This window comes from Pseudomonas cremoris, from assembly GCF_014230465.1.
This window is the reverse complement of the sequence record NZ_JAAXCY010000014.1, coordinates 116,436-139,198: the sequence shown is the minus strand read 5'-3', so window position 1 is coordinate 139,198 and position 22,763 is coordinate 116,436. Positions and strand designations below refer to the sequence as shown.

Sequence of the window (22,763 nt, the reverse complement as noted above, 5' to 3'; positions counted from 1 at the left end):
AACTCAGCATTCGCGAGCAAGCCCGCTCCCACATTTGGATAGGGTGCGTCAGTTATTTCCCAGTCGCCTGCCACCCTCCCCCCAAACTCTGAATCAACGCCACACTGCCCTGGCTCAACTGCCCTTGGGTATCCCGCAGATTCTGCTCGGCCTGCAACAACACCAACTGCTGAGTCAGTACCGCCTCGCGGCTGACCGTACCCGCACGCAGCTGTGCCTCCTGGCTGCCGAACAACTGCTGGTTACGCGCAAACACCTGCTGGAAGGCATCGGCCTGGGTCTGCAGGTGATTGATCGCCGACAGGTTGTCCTCAACGTTCTGTAAAGCGCTAAGCACGGTGCCGCGATAGTTGGCGGCGATCTGGTCATAACTGGCCTCGGCCTGCTTGACTGCCGCTTCACGCGCGCCGCCATCAAAGATCGTCTCCGCCAACGCTGGGCCCAACGTCCAGATGCGATTAGGCAGCGAAAACAAACCACCCAACGCGCTACCGCGATAGCCCAGCGACGCAGTGAGATCCAAGGTCGGGAAAAACGCCGCTTCGGCCACGCCGATCTTGGCGTTGGCCGCTGCAGCCGAGCGCTCGGCGGCCACCACATCTGGTCGCCGTTGCAGCAACGTCGACGGCAAGGTCAGCGGTGGCCGGGGCACAACGAAGCTGAAATCATTGCGCGGCGCCACGCTGAACTCGCTGGGCGCCATGCCCACCAGCACCGCCAGGGCGTGCTCGTATTGTTCGCGGTCACGCAGCGAGGTCTGCAGGTCGGCAATTGACGTGGTCAGTTGGTCCTGGGCCACCAGCAGTTGGTCATTCGTCGCGACGCCTTGGGTGAACTGGGCCTGGATCATCTCCAGCAACTGCTGGTTGATGGTCTGTTGCTGCTGCAACAAACGAACATCGATATCCATCTGGCGCAACGCCAGGTAGTTACTGGCCACGCTGGAACTGATGGACAAACGCACGCCGGCCAGCAACGCATCGGACTGCTGCGCCGTGGCCTGGCTCGACTCGATGCCCCGACGCACCTGGCCCCAAAGGTCCGGCTCCCAGCTGGCGGTGAGCGTGGCGCTCACCGTGTTTTTCACGCCGGCAGAGGTGGTGGTGCTGGAGGTCGTGCCGTCACCGCCCTCGCCTCGCGATCCCGACAACCCCACGCCCACCGTCGGCCACAACCCGGCTCGGCTCGATGCGACCTGTGCCTGGGCCAGCCGATAGGCGGCCTCCGCCGCAATGATCGACTGGTTGGCCTTGGCCGACCGCGCCACCAAGTCGTTCAACACCGGGTCCTGATAGGCCAGCCACCATTGGCTGTCCAACGCGCCTTGGGGATTGGACACCGCGCGCTGCCACTGCGCGCCCTCCTTGAACGACTGCGGCAACGCCATGGCCGGTTTCTGATAATCCGGCCCGACCATGCAGCCGCCGAGCATCAGGCCAACCACCAGCACGCTGTATCTGAGTTTCATGACCTTGCTTCCTTGTGCCGCCCCAGGCGTTGGGACGCCCGGTCGAGCCAGAGGTAAATCACCGGGGTGGTGTAAAGCGTCAGCACCTGGCTGAGCAACAACCCGCCAATAATCGAGATGCCCAAGGGGCGACGCAGTTCAGAGCCATAGCCGCTGCCAAGCACCAGCGGCAGTGCGCCAAGGATCGCCGCGAGGGTGGTCATCATGATCGGCCGGAAGCGAATCAGGCAGGCGCGGCGAATCGCATCCTTGGCCGTCAGGCCAAACTCGCGCCGTTCGCTGATGGCGAAATCGATCATCATGATCGCGTTCTTCTTCACGATGCCGATCAACAGGATCACCCCCACCAACGCGATGATCGACAGCTCGGTGCCGGTCAGCAGCAAGGCGATCAACGCACCGACACCTGCCGAGGGCAGCGTGGAGAGGATCGTCAGCGGATGCATCAGGTTCTCGTAGAGGATGCCCAGCACGACGTACACCGAGAGCAGCGCCGCGACAATCAGCAACGGCTCGCTGGCCACCGAGGACTGGAACACCTGGGCCGTCCCGGCAAACTGCCCGGTGATGCTGGCGGGCATGCGCAGCTGTTTCACTGCATCGTCCACCAACGCCGTGGCCTGGCCGATCGAGGTGCCAGGCGCCAGGTTGAAGGAGACCGTCACCGCCGGAAAGGTGCCTTGGTGACTGATGGAAATGGCCGTGCGCGCGACCGAGTTATCTGCCAGCGCAGACAGCGGTACCAAGGTCACCTGGCTGGACAGGTTTGGCGCGGCGGCACTGCCTTTGCTCGACACCGCCTGGCTGCCGGTGGGCACATAAATACTTTTGAGCGCTGACGGATCGGCCCAGTATTCGGGCGCGATTTCCATCACCACGTGGTACTGGTTGGCGGCGCGGTAGAGGGTTGAAACCTGACGCTGGCCGAACGCGTCGTACAGCGTCTGGTCCACCGCCGACATGCCCACGCCGAGCCGCGCAGCGGTGTCGCGGTTGACCTGCACATTGGCCAGCAGGCTGTTGTCCTGCTGGTCGGTATTCAAGTCGGTCAGTTGCGGCAGCTTATGCAGCACCGCCACCACCTTGGGCACCCATTCATCCAGGGACTGTTGGTCGTCGGCGGTCAGCGTGTATTGATACTGCGCGCCACTTTGCCGACCGCCCACGGTGATGTCCTGAGCCGCCTGCAAAAACAGCTTGGTGCCGGGCAAGTTGCCGAGGGTACGGCGGATCTGGCCGATCACCTCGGTGGCGCTGTCCTTGCGTTGGTCGATAGGCTTGAGCAACACGAACATCTGCGCACTGTTGACCGCCCCGCCACCACCGCCACCGCCGCCGACAAACCCCGCCGCCGTTTCCACGTTGGGGTTTTGCATGACCTTGTGGTTGATCGCGGTGAAGTCCTTCTGCATCGCCCCGTAGGAAATGCTCTGCGCCGCCAGGATACTGCCCTGCAAGCGCCCGGTGTCTTCCTGGGGAAAAAAGCCCTTGGGCACCAGCACGTACAGCACGCCCGCCAGCACAATCACCAGCACCGTCACACAACCCATCAGGATCGAGTGGTCGATCACCCAGCCCAAGGTGCGGTCGTAGAAACGATGAAAGCGCGAGTCCGGGTGCTCGTTGCCCTCGCGAATGTCCTTGGGCGCACGCAGCAATACGCTGGCAAGCATCGGCGTGACCGTCAACGAGATCACCATCGAAATCACGATGGCCACCGACAACGACACCGAGAACTCGCGAAACAGTCGCCCGACGATCCCGCCCATCAACAACAGCGGTATAAACACCGCCACCAACGACACGCTGATGGTCAGCACGGTGAACCCGACTTCCTTGGTGCCCGCCAGCGCCGCTTGCACCCGGCTTTCGCCTTTCTCCAGGTGACGCATGATGTTTTCCACCACGACGATGGCGTCATCCACCACAAAACCGGTGGAAATGGTCAGCGCCATCAGCGACAGGTTATTCAGGCTGTAGCCGAGGAAATACATCGCGCCAAAGGTGCCGAGCAACGACAACGGCACCACAATCGCCGGTACCAGGGTGCTGCGCCAGTCGCGGAAGAAACCGAAGGTCACCAGGGTGACCAGCAGGATCGACGCCAGCAACGTCACTTCCACATCATGCAGAGACGCGCGGATGGTGGTGGTGCGGTCCATCAACAGGTCGAGCTTGATCGAAGCCGGGATCGAACTTTGCAGAAACGGCAGCGAAGCCTTCACCGCGTCCACCGTGTCGATCACGTTGGCGCCTGGCTGCTTGAACACCACCAGCAACACCGCCGGTTTGCCGTTGGACAAGCCGAAGTTGCGCAGGTCTTGCACGTCTTCACGCACATAGCCGAGGTCGGCGATGCGAATCAGGTCGCCGTTCTTCTCCTTGACCACCAGCGGCCCGTAATCGTCAGGATTGAGCAGTTGGTCGTTGGCGCCGATGCCATAGGAGCGGTCACCCACCGCCACATTGCCCTTGGGCAGGTTGGCGTTGGATGCGCTGATCACCTGGCGCACTTGCTCCAGGCTAACGCCGTATTGGTTGAGCCGGTCCGGGTTGAGTTCGATACGCACCGCCGGCAGCGCACCGCCGCCCACCGTCACATCGCCGACGCCGGTGGTCTGCAACAGGCGCTGCTCCAGCACGGTCGAGGCGGCGTCATACATCTGCCCCGGCGTGGCGCTGTCGGAGGTCAGGCTGATGATCAGGATCGGCGAATCGGCCGGGTTGACTTTGCGGTAGGTCGGGTTGCCGGAGAGGTCGCTGGGCAAGTTGCTGCGCGCGGCGTTGATCGCCGCCTGTACATCCCGCGCCGCGCCGTCGATGTCGCGGCTGAGGTCAAACTGCATGGTGATGCGAGTCGAGCCCAGGCTGCTGGCGGAAGTCATCTGTGTGACCCCGGCGATCTGCCCGAACTGGCGCTCCAGCGGCGTGGCCACTGAACTGGCGACGGTGGTCGGGTCGGCGCCGGGTAACGAGGCGCTGACACTGATAGTCGGGAAGTCCACTTCCGGCAGTGGCGCCACCGGCAGCAAGTTGAAGGCCAATATGCCAAATAAGGCGAGTCCCGCTGCCAGCAACGTGGTGGCAATCGGGCGATGGATAAACGGCGCGCTGAGGTTCATCGCATCATTCCACGGCCGCTTGGCGACGGCTGAAACGCTCACCCAGGTTGTGCATGGCGAGGAAGATCACCGGTGTGGAAAACAACGTGAGCAACTGGCTCAGCAACAGCCCGCCGATGATTGCGATGCCCAGCGGGTGGCGCAGTTCCGAACCGATACCGGTGCCCAACGCCAACGGCACCGCACCAAACAGCGAGGCCATGCTGGTCATCAGGATCGGCCGGAACCGCAGCTCCGCCGCCTGGCGAATCGCGTCCACCGGGCTCAAGCCTTGCTCACGCAGCAGCTCCAGGGCGAAGTCGACCATCATGATGCCGTTCTTCATGACGATGCCGATCAGCAGCACGATGCCGATCAAGCCGATGATGTCGAATTGCGTGCCGGTGATCAGCAGCGCCAGCAGCGCGCCGAGCGCTGCCGACAGCAGGGTCGAGAGGATCGTGACCGGGTGCACGAAGCTCTCGTACAAAATCCCCAGCATCAGGTACACCACCACAATCGCCGCCAACACCAGGAACACCTGGTTGGACAGCGACGCCTGGAATGTGGCCGCCGCGCCTTCAAGGTTGGCCTGTACCGACAGCGGCAAGCCAACCTTGGCCTCGATGTCCTGCAGGCGCGTGACCGCAGCGCCCAACGTCTGCCCGGGCGCCAGGTTGAACGACACATCGGCGTAGGGGAATTGCCCCAGGCGGTTGATGGTCACCGGCGCACGGACCACTTCCATGGTCGCCATGCTCGACAACGGCGCCACGCCGCCGCCGGGAATATCCACGTACAAACCCGTGAGCAAATCCGGCAGGTTGCGCGGCGGATGGTCGGTGGCGATTACCACGTGGTACTGGTTGAGCTGGGTGTAGATGGTCGACACCTGGCGCTGGCCGAAGGCGTCGTACAGCACATCGTCGATGGCCTGTGGGGTGATGCCCAGGCGTGAAGCGGTAGCGCGGTCGAAGGTCAGTTTGAGCTGGTTGCCGAACTGCATGGCCTGGCTTTGCACGTCGGTGAACATCGGGTCTTGCTTGATCGCCGCCAGCAGTTTGGTGGTCCATTGCTCCAGCTCATCCGGGTCGGTGGCTTGCAGGCCCAGGCGGTAGCTGGTGGTGGACACCGTGGCGTCCAGGGTCAGGTCCTGCACCGAGTGCAGGTACAGGCGGATGCCGGCGTCGTCGGCGTTGGCATCCGCGAGGCGGCGGATCACAGCGGTGCTGCTGTCACGTTCGCCGCGTGGCTTGAGATTGATCAGCAGGTTGCCTTGATTGAGGGTGGGGTTGGTCTGGTCGATCCCGACGAACGACGACAGGCTCTGCACCGCCGGGTCCTTGAGGATGCGCGCGGCCAGGCGTTGTTGCTCCACCTGCATCTGCTGGAACGAGATGGTCGGTGAAGCCTGGGAGATACCCTGGATCAGGCCGGTGTCCTGGTCGGGGAAAAAGCCCTTGGGCATGATCACCAACGTGAACAAGGTCAGCGCGGCGGTAAGCACCACCGAGATCAGCGTGAGGGTGCGGTGCGCCAATACCCAGTCCAGGCCGCGGACGTAATGGTGGTTGATACGGTCGAAGAAATCCGGCCGGCGCTCCTCGTGTTTGGACTTGAGCATGCGCGCGCACATCATCGGCGTCAGCGTCAGCGAGATCACCGCCGAAATCACAATGGTCACCGCCACCGTCATGGCGAACTCCCGGAACAACCGCCCGACCACATCGCCCATGAACAACAACGGGATCATCACCGCGATCAGCGCGATGGACAACGAAATGATGGTGAAGCCGATCTGCTCCGCGCCTTTGAGCGCCGCCTGTAACGGGGTGTCGCCGGCCTCCAGGTAACGGGTGATGTTTTCGATCATGACGATGGCGTCATCCACCACGAACCCGATGGCGATGGTCAACGCCATCAGCGTCAGGTTGTTGAGGGAAAAGCCCAGCGCGTAGGCCACTGCCAACGTGCCAATCAACGTCAGCGGGATGGTGACGGCGGGAATGATAGTCGCCGGGATATTGCGCAGGAAAATGAAGATCACGATGACGACCAACAGGATCGCCAGGCCCAGTTCGTACTGCACATCGGTCACTGAGGCGCGGATGGTCTGGGTGCGGTCGGTCAGTACCGCGACCTTCAAGGTACCCGGCAAGCTGGCACGCAATTTGGGCAGTAGTTGTTGCACCCGGTCGACCACCTGGATCACGTTGGCGCCGGGTTGACGCTGGATATTCAGCACGATGGACGGCGTGTCATTGGTCCAGGCGGCCTGGCGTGGGTTCTCCGGGCCCTGGGTGGAACTGGCGATCTGCGACAGGCGAATCGGCGCGCCGTTCTTGTAGGCAATCACCAGGTCGCGGTATTCCTCGGCCGACTGCAACTGGTCGTTGGCACCGATGGAATACGCTTGGAACTTGCCATCGATATTGCCCTTGGCCTGGTTGACGTTGGCGTTGCCCAGCGAGGTGCGCAAATCATCCAGCGACAGCCCCAGACTGTTCAGCGCCGAGGTGTTGGCCTCGACCCGCACTGCCGGGCGCTGGCCACCGCTGATCGTCACCAGGCCGACGCCGGTGATCTGCGAGATCTTCTGCGCCAGGCGCGTGTCGGCCAGGTCTTCGACCTTGGTCAGCGGCAGCACGTCGGAGGTCAGCGACAGGGTCAGCACCGGCGCATCCGCCGGGTTGACCTTGCTATACACCGGCGGGTACGGCAGGTTGGCCGGCAGGAAAGTGCCCGCCGCGTTGATCGCCGCCTGCACCTCCTGCTCGGCCACGTCCAGCGACAACGACAGGTCAAATTGCAACGTGACCACCGAGGCGCCATCAGAACTGGTGGAGTTCATCGACTTAAGGCCCGGCATTTCGCCGAGCTGGCGCTCCAGCGGTGCAGTGATCGAGGAACTGACCACGTCCGGGCTGGCGCCAGGGTATTGGGTGAAGACCTGGATGGTCGGGTAGTCGACTTCGGGCAACGCCGACACCGACAGCAAGTGATAGCCCAACAGGCCCAGCAGCAGCACCGCGACCATCATCAGGGTGGTAGCGACAGGACGTTCGATAAAGGGCCGCGAAATGTTCATGTTCGGCGGCTCCTCACTGGGCGACGACCTTCACGGGCGATCCATCGTCCAGTTTGTCGGCCCCTTCGGTCACCACCTGTTCGCCCGGCTTGACGCCGTTGTCGAGGATCGCCGAAACATCGCCCATCGACGCGCCCGTCTTCACGTTGCGCAGGCTGGCCTTGTTGCCGTTGACCACAAACACGAAGTCGCCCTTGCTGCCGTGCTGGATCGCACGGGTCGGCACCACGGCCACCTGGCTCAAGGTGTCGGCTTTCAAGCGTGCGTTGACGAATTGGTTGGGAAACAACGCATTGCCCGAATCATCGAACTGCGCCTTGACCTTGATTGTGCCGGTGCTGGTGTCCACCTGGTTATCCAGAGCCAGCAGGTTGCCCGTGGCCAGCAGGGACTTTTTATTGCGGTCGTAGGCCAGCACCGTGACGCTGCCACGGGCCAGTGCCTGGTTGATCGCGCCAAGGTCATCCTCGGGCACGGCAAACACCACGGTGGCCGGGTTCATCTGGGTGATGACCACGATGCCGGTGGTACTGGTGGTGGTCACGTAATTGCCCGGGTCGACTTGGCGCAAACCGACCACGCCATCTACCGGCGAGGTGATGGTGCAGTAGCTCAGTTGCACTTCAAGGTTCTGCACATTGCCTTGGTCAGCGGCCACGGTGCCTTGTTGCTGCTGGACCAGGGAGGCCTGGGTATCGAGGGTTTGTTGACTGGTGGAGCCGGCCTTGACCAGATCACGGTAGCGGGCCAAGTCGCGTTGGGCGTTGGCGAGTACAGCCTGGTCATGGGCCAACGTGCCTTTGGCCACTGCCAATTGCGCCTTGAGCGCGCGGTCGTCGATACGGGCGATCACCTGGCCCTTGCTGACGTGCTGGCCTTCCTTGAATTCGACGCTGCTGAGGATGCCATCGACCTGGCTGACCACGGTGACACTGCGGGTTGGCGTCACGGTGCCAAGAGCGTCGATATAGACCGGCACGTCCTGCAACACCACCGGCACCACAGCGACCGGCTCACCGGGAGACGGCGGTTTGGCCTTGGGCGCGCCGCCCAAAAAATGCAGGCCGAGGGCAATCACCAACACCACCAGCACGGCGCCGATGATCCAGGCGAACGTACGTCGTTTGCGTTTCTCCACGGTTTCTCACTCGAAAGCCCAATACTAGGTTGACCTGAACTCTAGCAGCCTGCCCGACGCCTGCCTGTACTACCTTGAATGCGTTCAGCCTCAAGACAGACAATGTCTGTGTAACGCCCGTGGTACACGGGCTGCGGCACGATTCTTGAGCGCTGCGCAGCGCCGGTGCTACCATGCGCAACCGCCAGTCTTGGCAAGGAAATTCCAGGTTTATGAGCAGCATTCGCGAGCGTAATAAAGAAAAAATCCTGCGGGCGGCGAGCGAGGAGTTTGCCGACAAGGGCTTCGCCGCGACCAAAACCAGCGACATCGCCGCCAAGGCCGGGCTGCCCAAGCCCAACGTCTATTACTACTTCAAGTCCAAGGACAACCTCTACCGCGAGGTGCTCGAAAGCATTATCGAGCCGATCCTGGCCGCCTCCACGCCGTTCAACCCGGAGGGCGAGCCCAAGGAAGTGCTGAGCAATTACATCCGCTCGAAAATCCGCATCTCCCGCGACCTGCCGTTCGCCTCCAAGGTCTTTGCCAGCGAAATCATGCACGGCGCCCCGCACCTCAGCGCTGACCAGGTCGAGCAACTCAACGCCCAGGCCAAGCACAACATCAACTGCATCCAAAACTGGGTAGATCGCGGTCTGATCGCGGCCATTGACCCCAACCACCTGATGTTCAGCATCTGGGCGGCGACGCAGACGTATGCGGATTTTGACTGGCAGATTTCGGCAGTGACCGGGAAGGCCAAGCTGGATGAAGCGGATTATGAAGCGGCGGCGCAGACGATTATTCGGTTGGTGTTGAAGGGGTGTGAGCCGGACTGAGAGACCGAGTTGCCTGTGGGATTCGCGAGCAAGCCCGCTCCCACAGGGATTGATGCCAGACACACAATGTATGAACACTGGAGATCCAATGTGGGAGCGGGCTTGCTCGCGAAAGCACCCTCCCAGACACATCCTGCCAAAAGCCTAGCCATCAGCATCAACCACCCAGACCTAGCCTCTCAGAACCCCCACTGAAGAGAGGCCATGGAATGCCTGATCTTGCTACCTCACACCGCCTGCGTATCGGGCGGTTCAGCGAACGCAATCGCATTTATCTGATCACCACCAACACCCACGAACGTGTGCCAATTTTCAGTAACTTTCATCTGGGTCGCTTGGTGGTTTGGCAATTTAGACTCGCTCACTATCAAGGCTTGGCGAACTCCCTGGCATGGGTGGTGATGCCTGACCATTTCCACTGGCTGGTCGAACTGCAAAAGGGCTCATTAGGCGATTTGATGTGTCAGGTGAAATCCAACAGTACCCGAAGTGTGAATGGCGCCACAGGCCGTAAAGGCCGCCTTTGGCAAACCAGCTTTCATGACCGGGCACTGCGAAAAGAGGATGATTTGGTGAAAATGGCTCGGTATGTGGTGGCCAATCCTTTGCGGGCAGGCTTGGTGGAGCGGGTTGGCGACTATCCGCTGTGGGATGCGATTTGGGTTTAGAGCAGAGACCGAGTTGCCTGTGGGATTCGCGAGCAAGCCCGCTCCCACATTTGACCGAGTTTCAACTTTGAAATGCAGTCAAATGTGGGAGCGGGCTTGCTCGCGAAGAGGCCCTATCAGTCAGCGAAAAATCAAGCCGAAACCCCCGCATCCGCCAACAACCCAACCCCCTCTATCGCCGTGATTGCACACTGCTCGTCAATATCCGACGTATCCCCGCTGATCCCGATCGCCCCCAGCACCACTCCATCCAGATTCCGAATCAACACCCCACCCGGTGCCGGCACCACGCTGCCCTGCCCCAGGCTGTTCAACGCCGCGATAAATGCCGGGCGTTGCTGCGCGTCCAGTGCCAGCAAGCGTGAGCCCTTGCCCAGCGCAATCGCACCCCAGGCCTTGCCGATGGCGATCTGCGGGCGCAACAGGCTGGCGCCGTCTTCCCGTTGCAGGGTGACGAGATGGCCGCCGCTGTCGAGCACCGCAATAGTCAGGGGTGCCGCCGAAATGGTGCGTCCTGCGGTGAGGGCCTGGCTGGCCAGTTGGGTGGCAATTTTCAAGGTTAAAGCGCTCATGGTGCCGTCCTTATCTTGTTATGGAAAACCGGTGGAGACCTGAAAGATCAGATGCTCGATCAAACAAATAGAACACAATGACATTTGTTTTTGTATACAATATTTTCGCACAAACCTTCCATACGTCGAAAAAATGCCTTCCGACGAACGCAAAGGCCTGCCAATAAAATGGATTGACCTGCGCTGCTCGCCGTGAATACACTTTGTCCAGACACCACTTGTATACAATTACAAAACGCAAGAGGCACCAAAACCATGAGCAAAATGAGAGCAATCGAAGCCGCAGTCCTGGTGATGCGTCGTGAAGGCGTGGACACCGCCTTCGGTATCCCAGGCGCCGCGATCAACCCGCTGTACTCGGCCTTGCAGAAGGTGGGTGGCATCGATCACGTCCTTGCTCGCCACGTTGAAGGCGCCTCCCACATGGCCGAGGGTTACACCCGCACCAAGGCCGGCAACATCGGCGTGTGCATCGGCACTTCGGGCCCGGCGGGTACCGACATGGTCACCGGCCTGTACAGCGCCTCGGCGGACTCGATTCCGATCCTGTGCATCACTGGCCAAGCCCCGCGTGCACGTATGCACAAGGAAGACTTCCAGGCCGTGGACATCACCAGCATCGTCAAGCCGGTGACCAAGTGGGCTACCACTGTCCTGGAACCCGGCCAAGTGCCGTACGCGTTCCAGAAAGCCTTCTACGAAATGCGCTCCGGCCGCCCAGGCCCGGTGCTGATCGACCTGCCGTTCGACGTGCAAATGGCCGAGATCGAATTCGACATCGACGCCTACCAGCCGCTGCCCCTAGCCAAGCCATTGGCGACCCGCGTGCAAGTCGAGAAAGCCCTTGCCCTTCTCGACCAGGCTGAGCGACCATTGCTGGTCAGCGGCGGTGGCGTGATCAACGCCGACGCCAGCGAGCTGCTGGTGGAGTTCGCTGAATTGACCGGCATTCCAGTGATCCCGACCCTGATGGGCTGGGGCACGATCCCCGACGATCACCCGCAGATGGTCGGCATGGTTGGCCTGCAAACCTCCCATCGCTACGGCAACGCGACGATGCTCAAGTCGGACGTCGTGCTGGGTATCGGTAACCGTTGGGCCAACCGCCACACCGGTTCGGTTGAGGTGTACACCGAAGGTCGCAAGTTCATTCACGTCGACATCGAGCCGACGCAAATCGGCCGCGTATTCACCCCGGACCTGGGCATCGTGTCCGACGCCGGTTCCGCACTGACGATGTTCATCGAGGTCGCCCGCGAGTGGAAAGCCGCCGGCAAGCTCAAGGACCGCAGCGCCTGGTTGAACGACTGCCAGCAGCGCAAGGCCACCCTGCACCGCAAGACTCACTTCGACAACGTGCCGGTCAAACCGCAACGCGTCTACGAAGAGATGAACCAAGTGTTCGGCAAAGACACCTGCTACGTCAGCACCATCGGCCTGTCGCAGATTGCCGGCGCGCAGTTCCTGCACGTGTACAAGCCTCGCCATTGGATCAACTGCGGCCAGGCCGGCCCGCTGGGCTGGACCATTCCGGCAGCCCTCGGCGTGGTCAAGGCCGACCCGAGCCGCAAGGTGGTGGCACTGTCCGGCGACTATGACTTCCAGTTCATGATCGAAGAACTGGCCGTGGGCGCGCAGTTCAAGCTGCCGTACATCCACGTGGTGGTGAACAACTCCTACCTGGGGCTGATCCGCCAGGCGCAGCGTGGTTTCGAGATGGATTACTGCGTGCAGCTGTCCTTCGACAACCTCAACGCACCGGAACTGAACGGCTATGGCGTCGACCACGTCGCCGTTGCCGAAGGCCTCGGTTGCAAGGCCCTGCGTGTGTTTGAACCAGGCCAGATCCAGCCGGCCTTGCGCAAGGCACAAGAGATGATCGAAGAGTTCAAGGTGCCGGTGATCGTCGAGATCATCCTGGAGCGCGTGACCAATATTTCCATGGGCACCGAGATCAACGCCGTCAACGAATTCGAAGATCTGGCACTGGTGGGCAATGACGCGCCGACCGCTATTTCCCTGCTCGATTAAGGAGAACCCTATGCCGCGTTTCGCCGCCAACCTGTCCATGCTGTTCACCGAGCAGGACTTTCTTGCTCGCTTCAAAGCGGCCGCCAAGGCGGGCTTCGAAGGTGTCGAGTACCTGTTCCCCTACGAATTCAGCTCGGCTGAAATCAAGGCACATCTCGACGCCAACGGCCTGACCCAAGTGCTGTTCAACCTGCCAGCCGGTGACTGGGCCCAGGGCGAACGCGGCCTGGCGTGCCACCCGGATCGGGTCGAGGAGTTCCGCGCCGGGGTCAACCTGGCCATCGCCTACGCCCAAGTGCTGGGCAACACCCAGATCAACTGCCTGGCGGGTATTCGTCCTGCCGGTGTGGATGACGAAACCCTGGAAAAAACCTTCGTCGCCAACCTCAAGTACGCCGCCGACAAGCTGCAAGCGGTGGGGATCAAGCTGGTGATGGAGATGATCAACACCCGCGACATCCCGGGTTTCTACCTGAACAACACGGCCCAAGCCCTGTCGATTCGCGAGCAGGTGGGCAGCGCCAATCTGTTCCTGCAGTACGACATCTATCACATGCAAATCATGGAAGGCGACCTGGCCCGCACCATGGCCGCGCACCTGGGTGAGATCAACCATATCCAGCTGGCGGACAACCCAGGACGCAACGAGCCGGGCACCGGTGAGATCAACTATCGCTTCCTGTTCGAACACTTGGACCGCATTGGTTACCAGGGCTGGGTGGGTTGCGAATACAAGCCGCTGACCACCACCGAAGCCGGCCTTGGCTGGCTCAAGACCCACAACGCGATCTAACCGACACAACACAAAACCCACATGTGGGAGCGGGCTTGCTCGCGAAAGCGGAGTCTCAGTCGACGCAGCTGTTGAATGAAAGACCTTCGCGAGCAAGCCCGCTCCCACATTTGGACTTCCTGTGTTTGGCAGACCGCGACAGGCCTGCCCACCGAATAACAAGAGGAATTTCTCATGGCTAAAATCGGATTTATCGGCACCGGCATCATGGGTCAACCCATGGCCGCGAACCTGCAAAAAGCAGGTCACCAACTGTTCCTCTCCGAGCACCACGGCAAGGCGCCTCAAGCGCTGATCGACGCCGGCGCCATCGCCTTGGCCAGCCCGCAGCAAGTGGCTCAGGAAGCCGAGTTCATCATCGTGATGGTGCCCGACACCCCACAGGTCGATGACGTGCTGTTCCGCGCCGACGGCGTGGCCGCTGGCCTGTCGCCAAACAAGGTGGTGATCGACATGAGTTCGATCTCCCCCACCGCCACCAAGGCATTTGCCGCCAAGATCAACGGGACCGGCGCGCAGTACCTGGATGCACCCGTGTCCGGCGGTGAAGTGGGCGCCAAGGCTGGCAGCCTGAGCATCATGATCGGTGGCGAGCCGCAGACCTTCGAACGCGCCCTGCCGCTGTTCCAGGCCATGGGCAAGAACATCACCCTGGTGGGCGGCAATGGCGACGGCCAGACCGCCAAGGTGGCCAACCAGATCATCGTTGCGCTGAACATCCAGGCGGTGGCCGAAGCGCTGCTGTTCGCCTCCAAGAACGGTGCGGATCCGGCCAAGGTGCGTGAAGCACTGATGGGTGGTTTTGCTTCGTCGAAGATTTTGGAAGTGCATGGCGAACGCATGATCAAGGGCACCTTCGATCCGGGCTTCCGTATCAACCTGCACCAGAAGGATTTGAACCTGGCGTTGGCCGGTGCCAAGGAGCTGGGGATCAACCTGCCGAACACCGCTGGCACGCAACAGGTGTTCAGTACGTGCACGGCAATTGGTGGCGGCAATTGGGACCACTCGGCGCTGATCAAGGGCCTGGAACATATGGCCAACTTCTCGATCCGCGACAACAAGTAGTACACCCCGCTCCTACCTTTGAAATGCGGTCAAATGTGGGAGCGGGCTTGCTCGCGAAAGCGGTGGATCAGTCGGCATGGATGTTGGATGTCAGACCGCATTCGCGAGCAAGCCCGCTCCCACATTTGATCGCATTCCAATCCGAAACGTGATGCACCCCAAATAACAAGAATCCCCCGGGAGCCCGCTTATGTCGGTCGATCCGCAACACCTGCTTCGCGAGCTGTTTGCCACAGCCATCGACGCCGCCCACCCCCGGCAAGTCCTTGAACCTTATCTCCCTGCCGACCGCAGTGGCCGTGTGATCGTGATCGGCGCCGGCAAGGCCGCTGCCGCCATGGCGCTGGTGGTGGAAAACTGCTGGCAAGGTGAAGTCACCGGCCTGGTGGTTACCCGCTATGGTCACGGCGCCCCGTGCAAGAAAATCGAAGTGGTCGAAGCCGCGCACCCCGTGCCCGATGCCGCTGGTCTGGCCGTGGCCAAGCGCGTGCTGGAGCTGATCAGCAACCTGAGCGAAGACGACCGAGTGATCTTCCTGTTGTCCGGCGGTGGCTCTGCCCTGCTGGCGTTGCCGGCCGAAGGCATCACCCTGGCCGACAAACAGGCCATCAACAAAGCCTTGCTCAAATCCGGTGCCACCATTGGCGAGATGAACTGCGTGCGCAAGCACCTCTCGGCAATCAAAGGCGGCCGGTTGGCCAAGGCCGCGTGGCCGGCCACGGTGTACACCTACGCGATTTCCGATGTGCCGGGCGACCAGGCCACGGTGATTGCGTCCGGCCCCACCGTCGGTGACCCCAGCACCTCGGCGCAGGCCCTGGCGATCCTCAAGCGCTACAACATCGACGCTCCTGCCTCGGTGCGCAGTTGGTTGCAGAACCCCGCCTCGGAAACCGTCAAGCCCGGCGACCCGGTGCTCGCCCGCAGCCATTTCCAACTGATCGCCCGCCCCCAGCAATCCCTGGAAGCGGTGGCGGTAAAAGTCCGTCAGGCCGGGTTCAGCCCGTTGATCCTCGGAGACCTCGAAGGCGAAGCGCGGGACGTGGCCAAGGTGCACGCCGGCATCGCTCGCCAAATCGTGCAGCACGGCCAGCCATTGGCGGCGCCGTGCGTGATCCTGTCCGGCGGTGAAACCACCGTCACCGTGCGCGGCAATGGTCGTGGCGGACGCAACGCCGAGTTCCTGCTGAGCCTCACCGACAGCCTCAAGGGCCTGTCGGGCGTGTACGCCCTGGCCGGTGACACCGACGGCATCGACGGCTCGGAAGACAACGCCGGCGCAATCATGACGCCGTGCAGCTATTCACGCGCCGAAGCCCTCGGCCTGTCGGCCAGTGATGAGTTGGATAACAACAACGGCTACGGCTATTTCGCCGCCCTCGACGGGTTGATCGTCACCGAGCCGACGCGCACCAACGTCAACGACTTCCGCGCCATTCTGATTCTTGGGAACCCGACACATGACGCCTGACAAGAAGGTCAAGATCCTCGCCACCCTGGGCCCGGCCACCGACGGCATCGATGATATCCGCGAGCTGGTGGAAGCTGGGGTGAACATCTTCCGGCTCAATTTCAGCCATGGCGACCACGCCGACCACGCCCAGCGCTATCAGTGGATTCGTCAGGTGGAACGCCAGCTCAATTACCCGCTGGGCATCCTCATGGACCTGCAAGGGCCGAAGCTGCGCGTCGGGCGCTTTGCCGAGGGCAAGGTGCAGTTGGTGCGCGGCCAGGCCTTGCGCCTGGACCTGGACGAAACACCGGGTGATCAACGCCGGGTCAACCTGCCTCACCCGGAAATTATCGCGGCGCTAGAACCCGGCATGGACCTGCTGCTGGACGACGGCAAGCTGCGCCTGCGCGTCATCACCAAGCACGCTAATGCGATCGATACCACCGTATTGAATGGCGGCGAACTGTCGGACCGCAAAGGTGTGAACGTCCCGCAAGCCCTGTTGGAACTCAGCCCATTGACCGCCAAGGATCGGCGCGACTTGAGCTTTGGCCTGGAGCTGGGCGTGGACTGGGTGGCGTTGTCCTTTGTGCAGCGCCCGGAGGACATCCGCGAAGCCCGCGAGCTGATCGGCGACCGAGCGTTTTTGATGGCCAAGATCGAGAAACCCTCGGCCGTGCAGCGCCTGCAGGAAATCGCCGAACTGAGCGACGCGATCATGGTGGCCAGAGGGGATCTGGGCGTGGAAGTGCCGGCCGAGAGCGTGCCGCAGATCCAGAAAGACATCATCAGCACCTGTCGCCAGTTGGGTAAGCCCGTGGTGGTAGCGACGCAGATGCTTGAGTCGATGCGCTTCTCTCCGGCGCCCACCCGCGCCGAAGTCACTGATGTTGCCAATGCGGTGGCCGAAGGTGCGGACGCGGTGATGTTGTCGGCCGAAACCGCTTCGGGCGAGTACCCGCTGGAAGCCGTGCAGATGATGAGCAAGATCATCCGCCAGGTGGAAAACGGCCCGGACTACCAGACGCAATTGGATGTCAGCCGGCCAAAAGCCGATGCCACCGTATCGGACGCCATCAGCTGTGCGATCCGCCGTATCAGCAGCATCCTGCCAGTGGCGGTGCTGGTGAACTACAGCGAGTCCGGCAGCTCCAGCCTGCGCGCGGCACGTGAACGGCCAGTGGCGCCGATTCTCAACCTCACGCCAAACCTGTCTACCGCCAGGCGCTTGAGCGTGGCGTGGGGCGTGCATTCGGTGGTGAACGATCGACTGCGCCAGGTGGATGAAGTGTGCTCGACGGCGTTGGAAATTGCCCAGGCCCAAGGCATGGCGCAGCGCGGGGATACGTTGGTGATTACCGCGGGGGTGCCGTTTGGGCAGCCGGGGTCGACCAATTCGCTGCGTATCGAGACGTTGATTTAGCGTCTGTAAAGGCCTCTTCGCGAGCAAGCCCGCTCCCACATTTGACCGAGTTTCAACTTTGGAAAGCGATCAAATGTGGGAGCGGGCTTGCTCGCGAAGGGGGCAACTCGGTCTAACTGACTTACCCAAATGCACAACCCAAACTGCCCCGACTGGGCCGAAGCCCTGCTCAACGGCTTCAGCCAGATTTTCCTGCAGCGCCAGCCGCTGTGCGGCCTGCTGTGCCTGCTGGCCATCCTGGTGGGCGCCCCGGCCTTGTTCGGCGGCGCACTGCTGGGTGGCGTTGCGGGTTTGCTCACGGCCCAGCGCCGGGGCTATCCCAAGGCCGAGCGCCAGGCCGGGCTCTATAGCTACAACGGTGTGTTGCTGGGCCTGTTGATCAGTCAGCATTTCGATTGGTCGGCGCTGTTGCCACCGCTGATCCTGGCGTGCGGTGGCCTGGCGGCGATGCTGACGCGGCAATGGTTGAAACACGCCAGCCGTCCCGGTGACTTGCCGGCCTACACCGCACCGTTTGTCGGCCTAGGTTGGCTGCTGCTGGGCAGCGTGCCGCCGAGCACGTTTGCCTTGACCGAACCGGACATGTTGTCGCTCATCAGCGCGCCTTTTACCGGGCTTGCCCAGATCATGCTGCTGGATCAACCCATGGTCGGTGTGTTGATCGCCGTTGGCCTGTGGCTGGCCAGCCCGCGCGCTGCCGTATGGGCACTTATCGGGGCCTGCGCGGGGGTATTGATCGCGCTGCTGCTCGGCGAACCCACCGGCGCCCTGCTCGGCCTGCACAGCTATAACCCGGCCTTGGCCGCGCTGGCCCTGAGCCAGACACGTCGCCAACCCTGGATGCCACTGCTCGGCATCGGCCTGGCAATCATCCTTACGCCGGGCTTCGCTGCCCTGCACCTGCCCGCGCTGACCGCGCCGTTTATCCTCGCCTGCTGGCTGGTGCATGCCACCCGCCGGATGCTGCGCAAACCCCGCATGGACAGCCCCTTCGAATCCCCCTAGGCTTGCTCGATCTTCGATTCAGGCGATTTCCATGGACAGCAACAACTGGCGTCAACGGCTGTATGTAATGGTGTTCCAGAGCGACACCGTGGCCGGCCGACGCTTCGACTCCACCCTGCTGCTGATCATCCTCGCCAGCCTTGTGATCGTGATCCTCGACAGCATCCAGGAGGTGCACGACAACTACGCCGATGTGCTGGCCTACATCGAGTGGGGCTTCACCATCATCTTCGCCATCGAATATGGGTTGCGGCTGTATTGCTCCCCCAAGCCGTTGCGCTATGCGTTCAGCTTTTATGGGCTGGTGGATCTGCTGGCCATCGTGCCCGGCATCCTCGCGCTGTATTACAGCGACGCGCAGTACCTGCTGATCATTCGGATCATCCGGATGCTGCGGATTTTCCGTGTGCTCAAGCTGGGCCCCTACCTCAAGCAAGCCAACTACCTGATGGCGGCACTGCGGGGCAGCAAGCAGAAGATCGTGGTGTTCCTGGTAAGCGTGTGCACGCTGGTGACGGTATTCGGCACCCTGATGTACGTGATCGAAGGCCCGGAACACGGGTTTACCAGCATTCCCAAGGGTATTTATTGGGCTATCGTGACCCTGACCACCGTTGGCTTTGGCGACATCGTGCCCAAGACCCCGCTGGGCCAGGTGATTTCGTCGCTGGTGATGATCACCGGTTATTCGATCATCGCGGTGCCCACCGGAATTTTCACCGCAGAACTGGCTAATGCCATGCGCGGAGAACAGCTGCAACACGACTGCCCGGTGTGCAAGAAAAACAGCCACGAGCCCAACGCCGCTTTCTGTGCACGCTGTGGGAATAATCTTTTCAAGAAAATCGAATAAGCAAAGAGCGTTTTAATCTTTAAACGTCTATGCGCTGCCCGTTATAGTCGATGGCAAATTGCCCCCACTCAATCAATAACCTTCTCGAACAACAAGGAATGAGCAGTGAAAAAACTCGTTAGCGCCTCTCTCCTGGCCGCCGGCCTTGCCTTGGCGGGCGCCGTCCAGGCCGCCCCCGTCACACTGCTCAACGTCTCCTACGACGTGATGCGCGACTTCTACAAGGACTACAACGCCGCCTTCCAGAAACACTGGGAAGCCGAACACCCTAACGACAAGCTGACCCTGCAGATGTCCTTTGGCGGTTCCAGCAAACAAGCGCGCTCGGTGATCGACGGCCTGCCGGCTGACGTGATCACCATGAACATGGCCACCGACATCAACGCCCTGGCAGACAACGGCAAACTGGTGCCGGACAACTGGGTCACCCGCCTGCCGAACAACAGCGCGCCGTTCACTTCCGCCACGGTATTTATCGTGCGCAAAGGCAACCCAAAGGCCCTGAAAGACTGGCCGGACTTGCTCAAGGATGGCGTGCAAGTGATCGTACCCAACCCGAAAACCTCGGGTAATGGCCGCTACACCTACCTGTCGGCCTGGGGCTACGTGCTGAAAAACGGCGGCGACGAGAACAAGGCCAAGGCCTTTGTCGGCAAGCTGTTCAAGCAAGCCCCCGTACTGGACACCGGTGGCCGTGCGGCGACCACTACCTTCATGACCAACCAGATCGGCGACGTGCTGGTGACCTTCGAGAACGAAGCGGAAATGATCGCCCGTGAATTCGGCCGTGATCAGTTCGAAGTGATCTACCCAAGCGTGTCCGCCGAAGCCGAGCCGCCAGTGTCGGTGGTCGACAAAGTGGTCGAGAAGAAAGGCACCCGCGTGGCAGCCGAAGACTACCTGAAATACCTGTGGTCGCCGGAAGGCCAGGAAATCGCCGCCAACAACTACCTGCGCCCACGTGATCCAAAAGTGCTGGCCAAGTACACCGATCGTTTCCCGAAAGTCGAGTTCCTGTCCGTCGAGAAGACCTTTGGTGACTGGCGTACCGTGCAGAAAACCCACTTCAATGATGGTGGTGTTTTCGACCAGATCTACAGCGGGCAGTAAGCGTTGTTTTAGAAGCCCCTGAATTCAGGGGCTTTTTTTACACCCGAACACACCAGACATTTTCATTGCCCTTGCCTTTATCGGGGAAAGGTACGTCAATTTCCAATCCCCTCTTTTTCAGTCGAAGGCGCCCAGCCTGCTCGACCGGGAAGTCCCTTGCAGCAAAAGGCACCACCACAAAACCTCCCTCCTCTCCACAGGACTCGCTGACCGTCAGGGCAACGGTCGCTCCGTCGAACGTAATTTGGCCGTCCGACGGCGAAAACCGTGCCTGTAAATCCACGAATAGCTCTTCGGGCACCTGTTCCACCTGGTAACTACCGCTCAAGCTGATAGACCCCGCAACAGAGGCCATGGGCACCAACAAGCGCACCGTATCGGAACGCGTCAATTGGGCGACGACAGGGTCGATGACTGCTTTCAGGCGCTGATTGCGCGCACTCACTTCTTGGGCAATCCGCTGACTCAGCGCAGCGTCTGGAACATCGACTATTTGCGCAACGGACGCCAACAAGCGCTGGGTCGGCGGCTGGCCCTCGATGACCGCCTGCCAGCCCGCAGCATCCATACGGTCAAGAAGATAGATAGCCAAGGCCCCCAGTGCATAGCTTTCACCGTCCACCGACAACACGGCGGCGCTCGGGAAACGCTCCATCACACTCCGCGCCCAGGCTTCAGGCGTATCCGCGACGCCACTCGCAAAGCGCCGGGCAAGCCCTTCTATGTATTCTGCGGTGCCTTCAATAATGTCGTAATAATGGATTTCCTGCGCTTCCAGGGCGAACTCAGTCTGCCAGCGGTCATACCAGTAGCGGGCCTTTCCCAAGGCCTCGGCATCGCCTTGCAGCGAAGCATATAAGGCGCTGATCAGATGCTGCCGGTACTGCCGAGGTATAGGGTTTGCGGGATAGCGCACGGAACGCGATCCCGTCCCCAGCCGCCAATCCGCTTGCCCAAAAAGATGAAAGGCTTCATGGGTTGCCAATCCAAACAAATCGGGCACAGCGTTGGGATTGTTGAGCATGTGTTGTGCCTCTTCTTCCGACACGCTCTGGCCCAGCCCTATATACACGGTAGGGCGCCCTTCCCATACCAGCTGTTTGAAGGTCTTGTAGTCCGATGCCAAGCCGAGCGCGTGTACTGGCTCCACTGCAATCGACCGATAGCCGTTTGCATTGATCAACCAGGCCGCGACCCCGTCGTAAATCAAAATCTGCGCCTCGGCATAGAACCCGGTCTGCTTTTTCAAGCGTTCCATTTTCGCTAGCCTTGGCCACGCAGCTGCGCTGGCGGAAGCCATCCGCTCGACGTAGGCAGCGTTACTGATCGTCGCACGTCTGTTTGTAGCGGCGTCCGCGATTGCGGGCAACAGCGCCCACAGCACCAACATCTTGATCATCCGCATGGTCAGATTCCTGCCCTGATTCAGTCTGCAAACGTGCAGGCGTTGAATCTAGAGCGAACAGGCCATGCGGTCTTGCCAGATGGGTCCTATAGCATTGTCGGAACTGGCCTATACAGAAACCATCACATCGGCGGTGTAACACCGTCTTTACCGGCTGAAATCGCCTGCGCCGTGATCGTCCCATCCGCCCCCTTCGCCGCAAACATCACCACCTTCACCCCCACCTTGAGCAAGCTGCGATCCCCCGGTTCCAGGTTCACGATCGGCACGTCGTCCGGCACCACGATCTTTTGCTCGCCGCCCTTGTACTTCACCGTCAACGTGCGTCCGTTACTCACCACCAAGTCGCCAACGGTGCCGTTAGTCATGCTGCTGCCTTCTTTCAAGTCGAACGCGCGATGCCCGTCGCCGGTGCCGGCCATGGCCGGTGGGAACACGTGCACTTCCAGCGCGGTCAGGGTGCCATCGGCATTGGGCATGGCGGCGGAGCCGATGTAACTGCCCGGCTTGATCTCGTCGATCTTGGCCAGGGTGACGGCGCGAACCTGGGTATCTTTGGTCAAGTGCACGGTGACATCTTCCCCGCTGTTGACCTTGACGTGCATCGCATCGCCATCAATCGCCGTAATGGCACCCCGCACACCCACGCGCGGCGCATCGGCAGCGTGGGCCAAGCCAACCGCCATGGCGGCGGCGAGGGTTGAGGCCAGGAGCATCTTGTTCAGCGTGATCTTCATGACAGTGGATTTCCTGTTTCGGCAGTTGTGTC

General features: G+C 61.3%; 17 protein-coding genes. 10 read left to right on the top strand and 7 right to left on the bottom strand.

What is annotated here, in order from left to right; all coding sequences use genetic code 11:
* Positions 1 to 52: 52 nt before the first annotated feature.
* The 4 genes from HF257_RS29095 to HF257_RS29080 are packed head-to-tail and all read right to left on the bottom strand — an operon-like array spanning position 53 to position 8,795.
* Entirely contained in the window at positions 53 to 1,468 is a 1,416-nt protein-coding gene (locus tag HF257_RS29095) for an efflux transporter outer membrane subunit (RefSeq protein ID WP_185708868.1), read from the bottom strand.
* On the bottom strand, positions 1,465 to 4,590 hold the full coding sequence (locus HF257_RS29090) for an efflux RND transporter permease subunit (RefSeq protein WP_185708867.1): 3,126 nt from the start codon (positions 4,588 to 4,590) through the stop codon (positions 1,465 to 1,467). Before HF257_RS29090 ends, HF257_RS29095 begins: the two co-directional genes overlap by 4 nt.
* Before the next feature lie 4 nt (positions 4,591 to 4,594).
* Positions 4,595 to 7,657: an efflux RND transporter permease subunit gene (locus tag HF257_RS29085; protein WP_185708866.1), complete on the bottom strand. Its 3,063-nt coding sequence runs from the start codon at positions 7,655 to 7,657 to the stop codon at positions 4,595 to 4,597.
* Positions 7,658 to 7,670: 13 nt separating this feature from the next.
* The gene (locus tag HF257_RS29080) at positions 7,671 to 8,795 is read right to left on the bottom strand and encodes an efflux RND transporter periplasmic adaptor subunit (protein WP_185708865.1); all 1,125 of its coding nucleotides are present in this window, start codon (positions 8,793 to 8,795) and stop codon (positions 7,671 to 7,673) included.
* A 212-nt stretch (positions 8,796 to 9,007) separates the two neighbouring features.
* Between HF257_RS29080 and HF257_RS29075 the strand changes: the two genes are divergently transcribed.
* Both HF257_RS29075 and HF257_RS29070 read left to right on the top strand, forming a co-directional pair.
* Positions 9,008 to 9,613, top strand: coding sequence for a TetR/AcrR family transcriptional regulator (locus tag HF257_RS29075; RefSeq protein ID WP_185708864.1), 606 nt, complete (start codon positions 9,008 to 9,010; stop codon positions 9,611 to 9,613).
* A 209-nt stretch (positions 9,614 to 9,822) separates the two neighbouring features.
* Positions 9,823 to 10,281 (top strand): REP-associated tyrosine transposase, encoded by a 459-nt coding sequence (locus tag HF257_RS29070; protein WP_185708863.1) that lies wholly within the window; start codon positions 9,823 to 9,825, stop codon positions 10,279 to 10,281.
* A gap of 131 nt (positions 10,282 to 10,412) precedes the next feature.
* On the opposite strand, the gene HF257_RS29065 is transcribed toward HF257_RS29070, so the two are convergent.
* Entirely contained in the window at positions 10,413 to 10,853 is a 441-nt protein-coding gene (locus tag HF257_RS29065) for a GlcG/HbpS family heme-binding protein (protein WP_185708862.1), read from the bottom strand.
* A 255-nt stretch (positions 10,854 to 11,108) separates the two neighbouring features.
* On the opposite strand from HF257_RS29065, the gene gcl reads away from it, so the two are divergent.
* From gcl to HF257_RS29025, 8 genes are all read left to right on the top strand, one after another.
* Positions 11,109 to 12,884, top strand: coding sequence for a glyoxylate carboligase (gcl, locus tag HF257_RS29060; protein ID WP_185708861.1), 1,776 nt, complete (start codon positions 11,109 to 11,111; stop codon positions 12,882 to 12,884).
* Positions 12,885 to 12,894: 10 nt separating this feature from the next.
* Positions 12,895 to 13,677, top strand: a complete 783-nt coding sequence (hyi, locus tag HF257_RS29055) for a hydroxypyruvate isomerase (RefSeq protein WP_185708860.1) — start codon at positions 12,895 to 12,897, stop codon at positions 13,675 to 13,677.
* A gap of 174 nt (positions 13,678 to 13,851) precedes the next feature.
* The gene (locus tag HF257_RS29050; RefSeq protein ID WP_185708859.1) at positions 13,852 to 14,745 is read left to right on the top strand and encodes a 2-hydroxy-3-oxopropionate reductase; all 894 of its coding nucleotides are present in this window, start codon (positions 13,852 to 13,854) and stop codon (positions 14,743 to 14,745) included.
* A 190-nt stretch (positions 14,746 to 14,935) separates the two neighbouring features.
* A complete protein-coding gene (locus HF257_RS29045) occupies positions 14,936 to 16,216 on the top strand; it encodes a glycerate kinase type-2 family protein (RefSeq protein ID WP_185708858.1) in 1,281 nt (426 codons plus the stop codon).
* On the top strand, positions 16,206 to 17,621 hold the full coding sequence (pyk, locus tag HF257_RS29040) for a pyruvate kinase (protein WP_185708857.1): 1,416 nt from the start codon (positions 16,206 to 16,208) through the stop codon (positions 17,619 to 17,621). The genes HF257_RS29045 and pyk overlap by 11 nt, the downstream gene beginning before the upstream one ends.
* Before the next feature lie 129 nt (positions 17,622 to 17,750).
* Entirely contained in the window at positions 17,751 to 18,626 is an 876-nt protein-coding gene (locus HF257_RS29035) for an urea transporter (protein WP_185708856.1), read from the top strand.
* 31 nt (positions 18,627 to 18,657) lie between these two features.
* Entirely contained in the window at positions 18,658 to 19,479 is an 822-nt protein-coding gene (locus tag HF257_RS29030; RefSeq protein WP_185708855.1) for an ion transporter, read from the top strand.
* A 105-nt stretch (positions 19,480 to 19,584) separates the two neighbouring features.
* Complete coding sequence (locus tag HF257_RS29025) at positions 19,585 to 20,589, top strand: sulfate ABC transporter substrate-binding protein (protein ID WP_185708854.1); 1,005 nt, start codon at positions 19,585 to 19,587, stop codon at positions 20,587 to 20,589.
* A gap of 37 nt (positions 20,590 to 20,626) precedes the next feature.
* Here HF257_RS29025 and HF257_RS29020 read toward each other — a convergent pair whose 3' ends face one another.
* Together HF257_RS29020 and HF257_RS29015 are read right to left on the bottom strand one after the other, a co-directional pair.
* Complete coding sequence (locus HF257_RS29020) at positions 20,627 to 21,994, bottom strand: hypothetical protein (RefSeq protein WP_185708853.1); 1,368 nt, start codon at positions 21,992 to 21,994, stop codon at positions 20,627 to 20,629.
* A gap of 122 nt (positions 21,995 to 22,116) precedes the next feature.
* Positions 22,117 to 22,731, bottom strand: coding sequence for a DUF5666 domain-containing protein (locus HF257_RS29015; RefSeq protein ID WP_185708852.1), 615 nt, complete (start codon positions 22,729 to 22,731; stop codon positions 22,117 to 22,119).
* Positions 22,732 to 22,763 lie beyond the last annotated feature (32 nt).

Bases quoted from the DNA above. Each gene is read 5' to 3' on its own strand.
- hyi (WP_185708860.1), top strand. From the start codon at position 12,895: ATGCCGCGTTTCGCCGCCAACCTGTCCATGCTGTTCACCGAGCAGGAC.
- HF257_RS29045 (WP_185708858.1), top strand. From the start codon at position 14,936: ATGTCGGTCGATCCGCAACACCTGCTTCGCGAGCTGTTTGCCACAGCC.
- HF257_RS29095 (WP_185708868.1), bottom strand. From the start codon at position 1,468: ATGAAACTCAGATACAGCGTGCTGGTGGTTGGCCTGATGCTCGGCGGC.
- HF257_RS29015 (WP_185708852.1), bottom strand. From the start codon at position 22,731: ATGAAGATCACGCTGAACAAGATGCTCCTGGCCTCAACCCTCGCCGCC.
- HF257_RS29035 (WP_185708856.1), top strand. From the start codon at position 17,751: ATGCACAACCCAAACTGCCCCGACTGGGCCGAAGCCCTGCTCAACGGC.
- gcl (WP_185708861.1), top strand. From the start codon at position 11,109: ATGAGCAAAATGAGAGCAATCGAAGCCGCAGTCCTGGTGATGCGTCGT.
- HF257_RS29020 (WP_185708853.1), bottom strand. From the start codon at position 21,994: ATGCGGATGATCAAGATGTTGGTGCTGTGGGCGCTGTTGCCCGCAATC.
- HF257_RS29075 (WP_185708864.1), top strand. From the start codon at position 9,008: ATGAGCAGCATTCGCGAGCGTAATAAAGAAAAAATCCTGCGGGCGGCG.
- HF257_RS29090 (WP_185708867.1), bottom strand. From the start codon at position 4,590: ATGAACCTCAGCGCGCCGTTTATCCATCGCCCGATTGCCACCACGTTG.
- pyk (WP_185708857.1), top strand. From the start codon at position 16,206: ATGACGCCTGACAAGAAGGTCAAGATCCTCGCCACCCTGGGCCCGGCC.
- HF257_RS29085 (WP_185708866.1), bottom strand. From the start codon at position 7,657: ATGAACATTTCGCGGCCCTTTATCGAACGTCCTGTCGCTACCACCCTG.
- HF257_RS29030 (WP_185708855.1), top strand. From the start codon at position 18,658: ATGGACAGCAACAACTGGCGTCAACGGCTGTATGTAATGGTGTTCCAG.
- HF257_RS29050 (WP_185708859.1), top strand. From the start codon at position 13,852: ATGGCTAAAATCGGATTTATCGGCACCGGCATCATGGGTCAACCCATG.
- HF257_RS29065 (WP_185708862.1), bottom strand. From the start codon at position 10,853: ATGAGCGCTTTAACCTTGAAAATTGCCACCCAACTGGCCAGCCAGGCC.
- HF257_RS29070 (WP_185708863.1), top strand. From the start codon at position 9,823: ATGCCTGATCTTGCTACCTCACACCGCCTGCGTATCGGGCGGTTCAGC.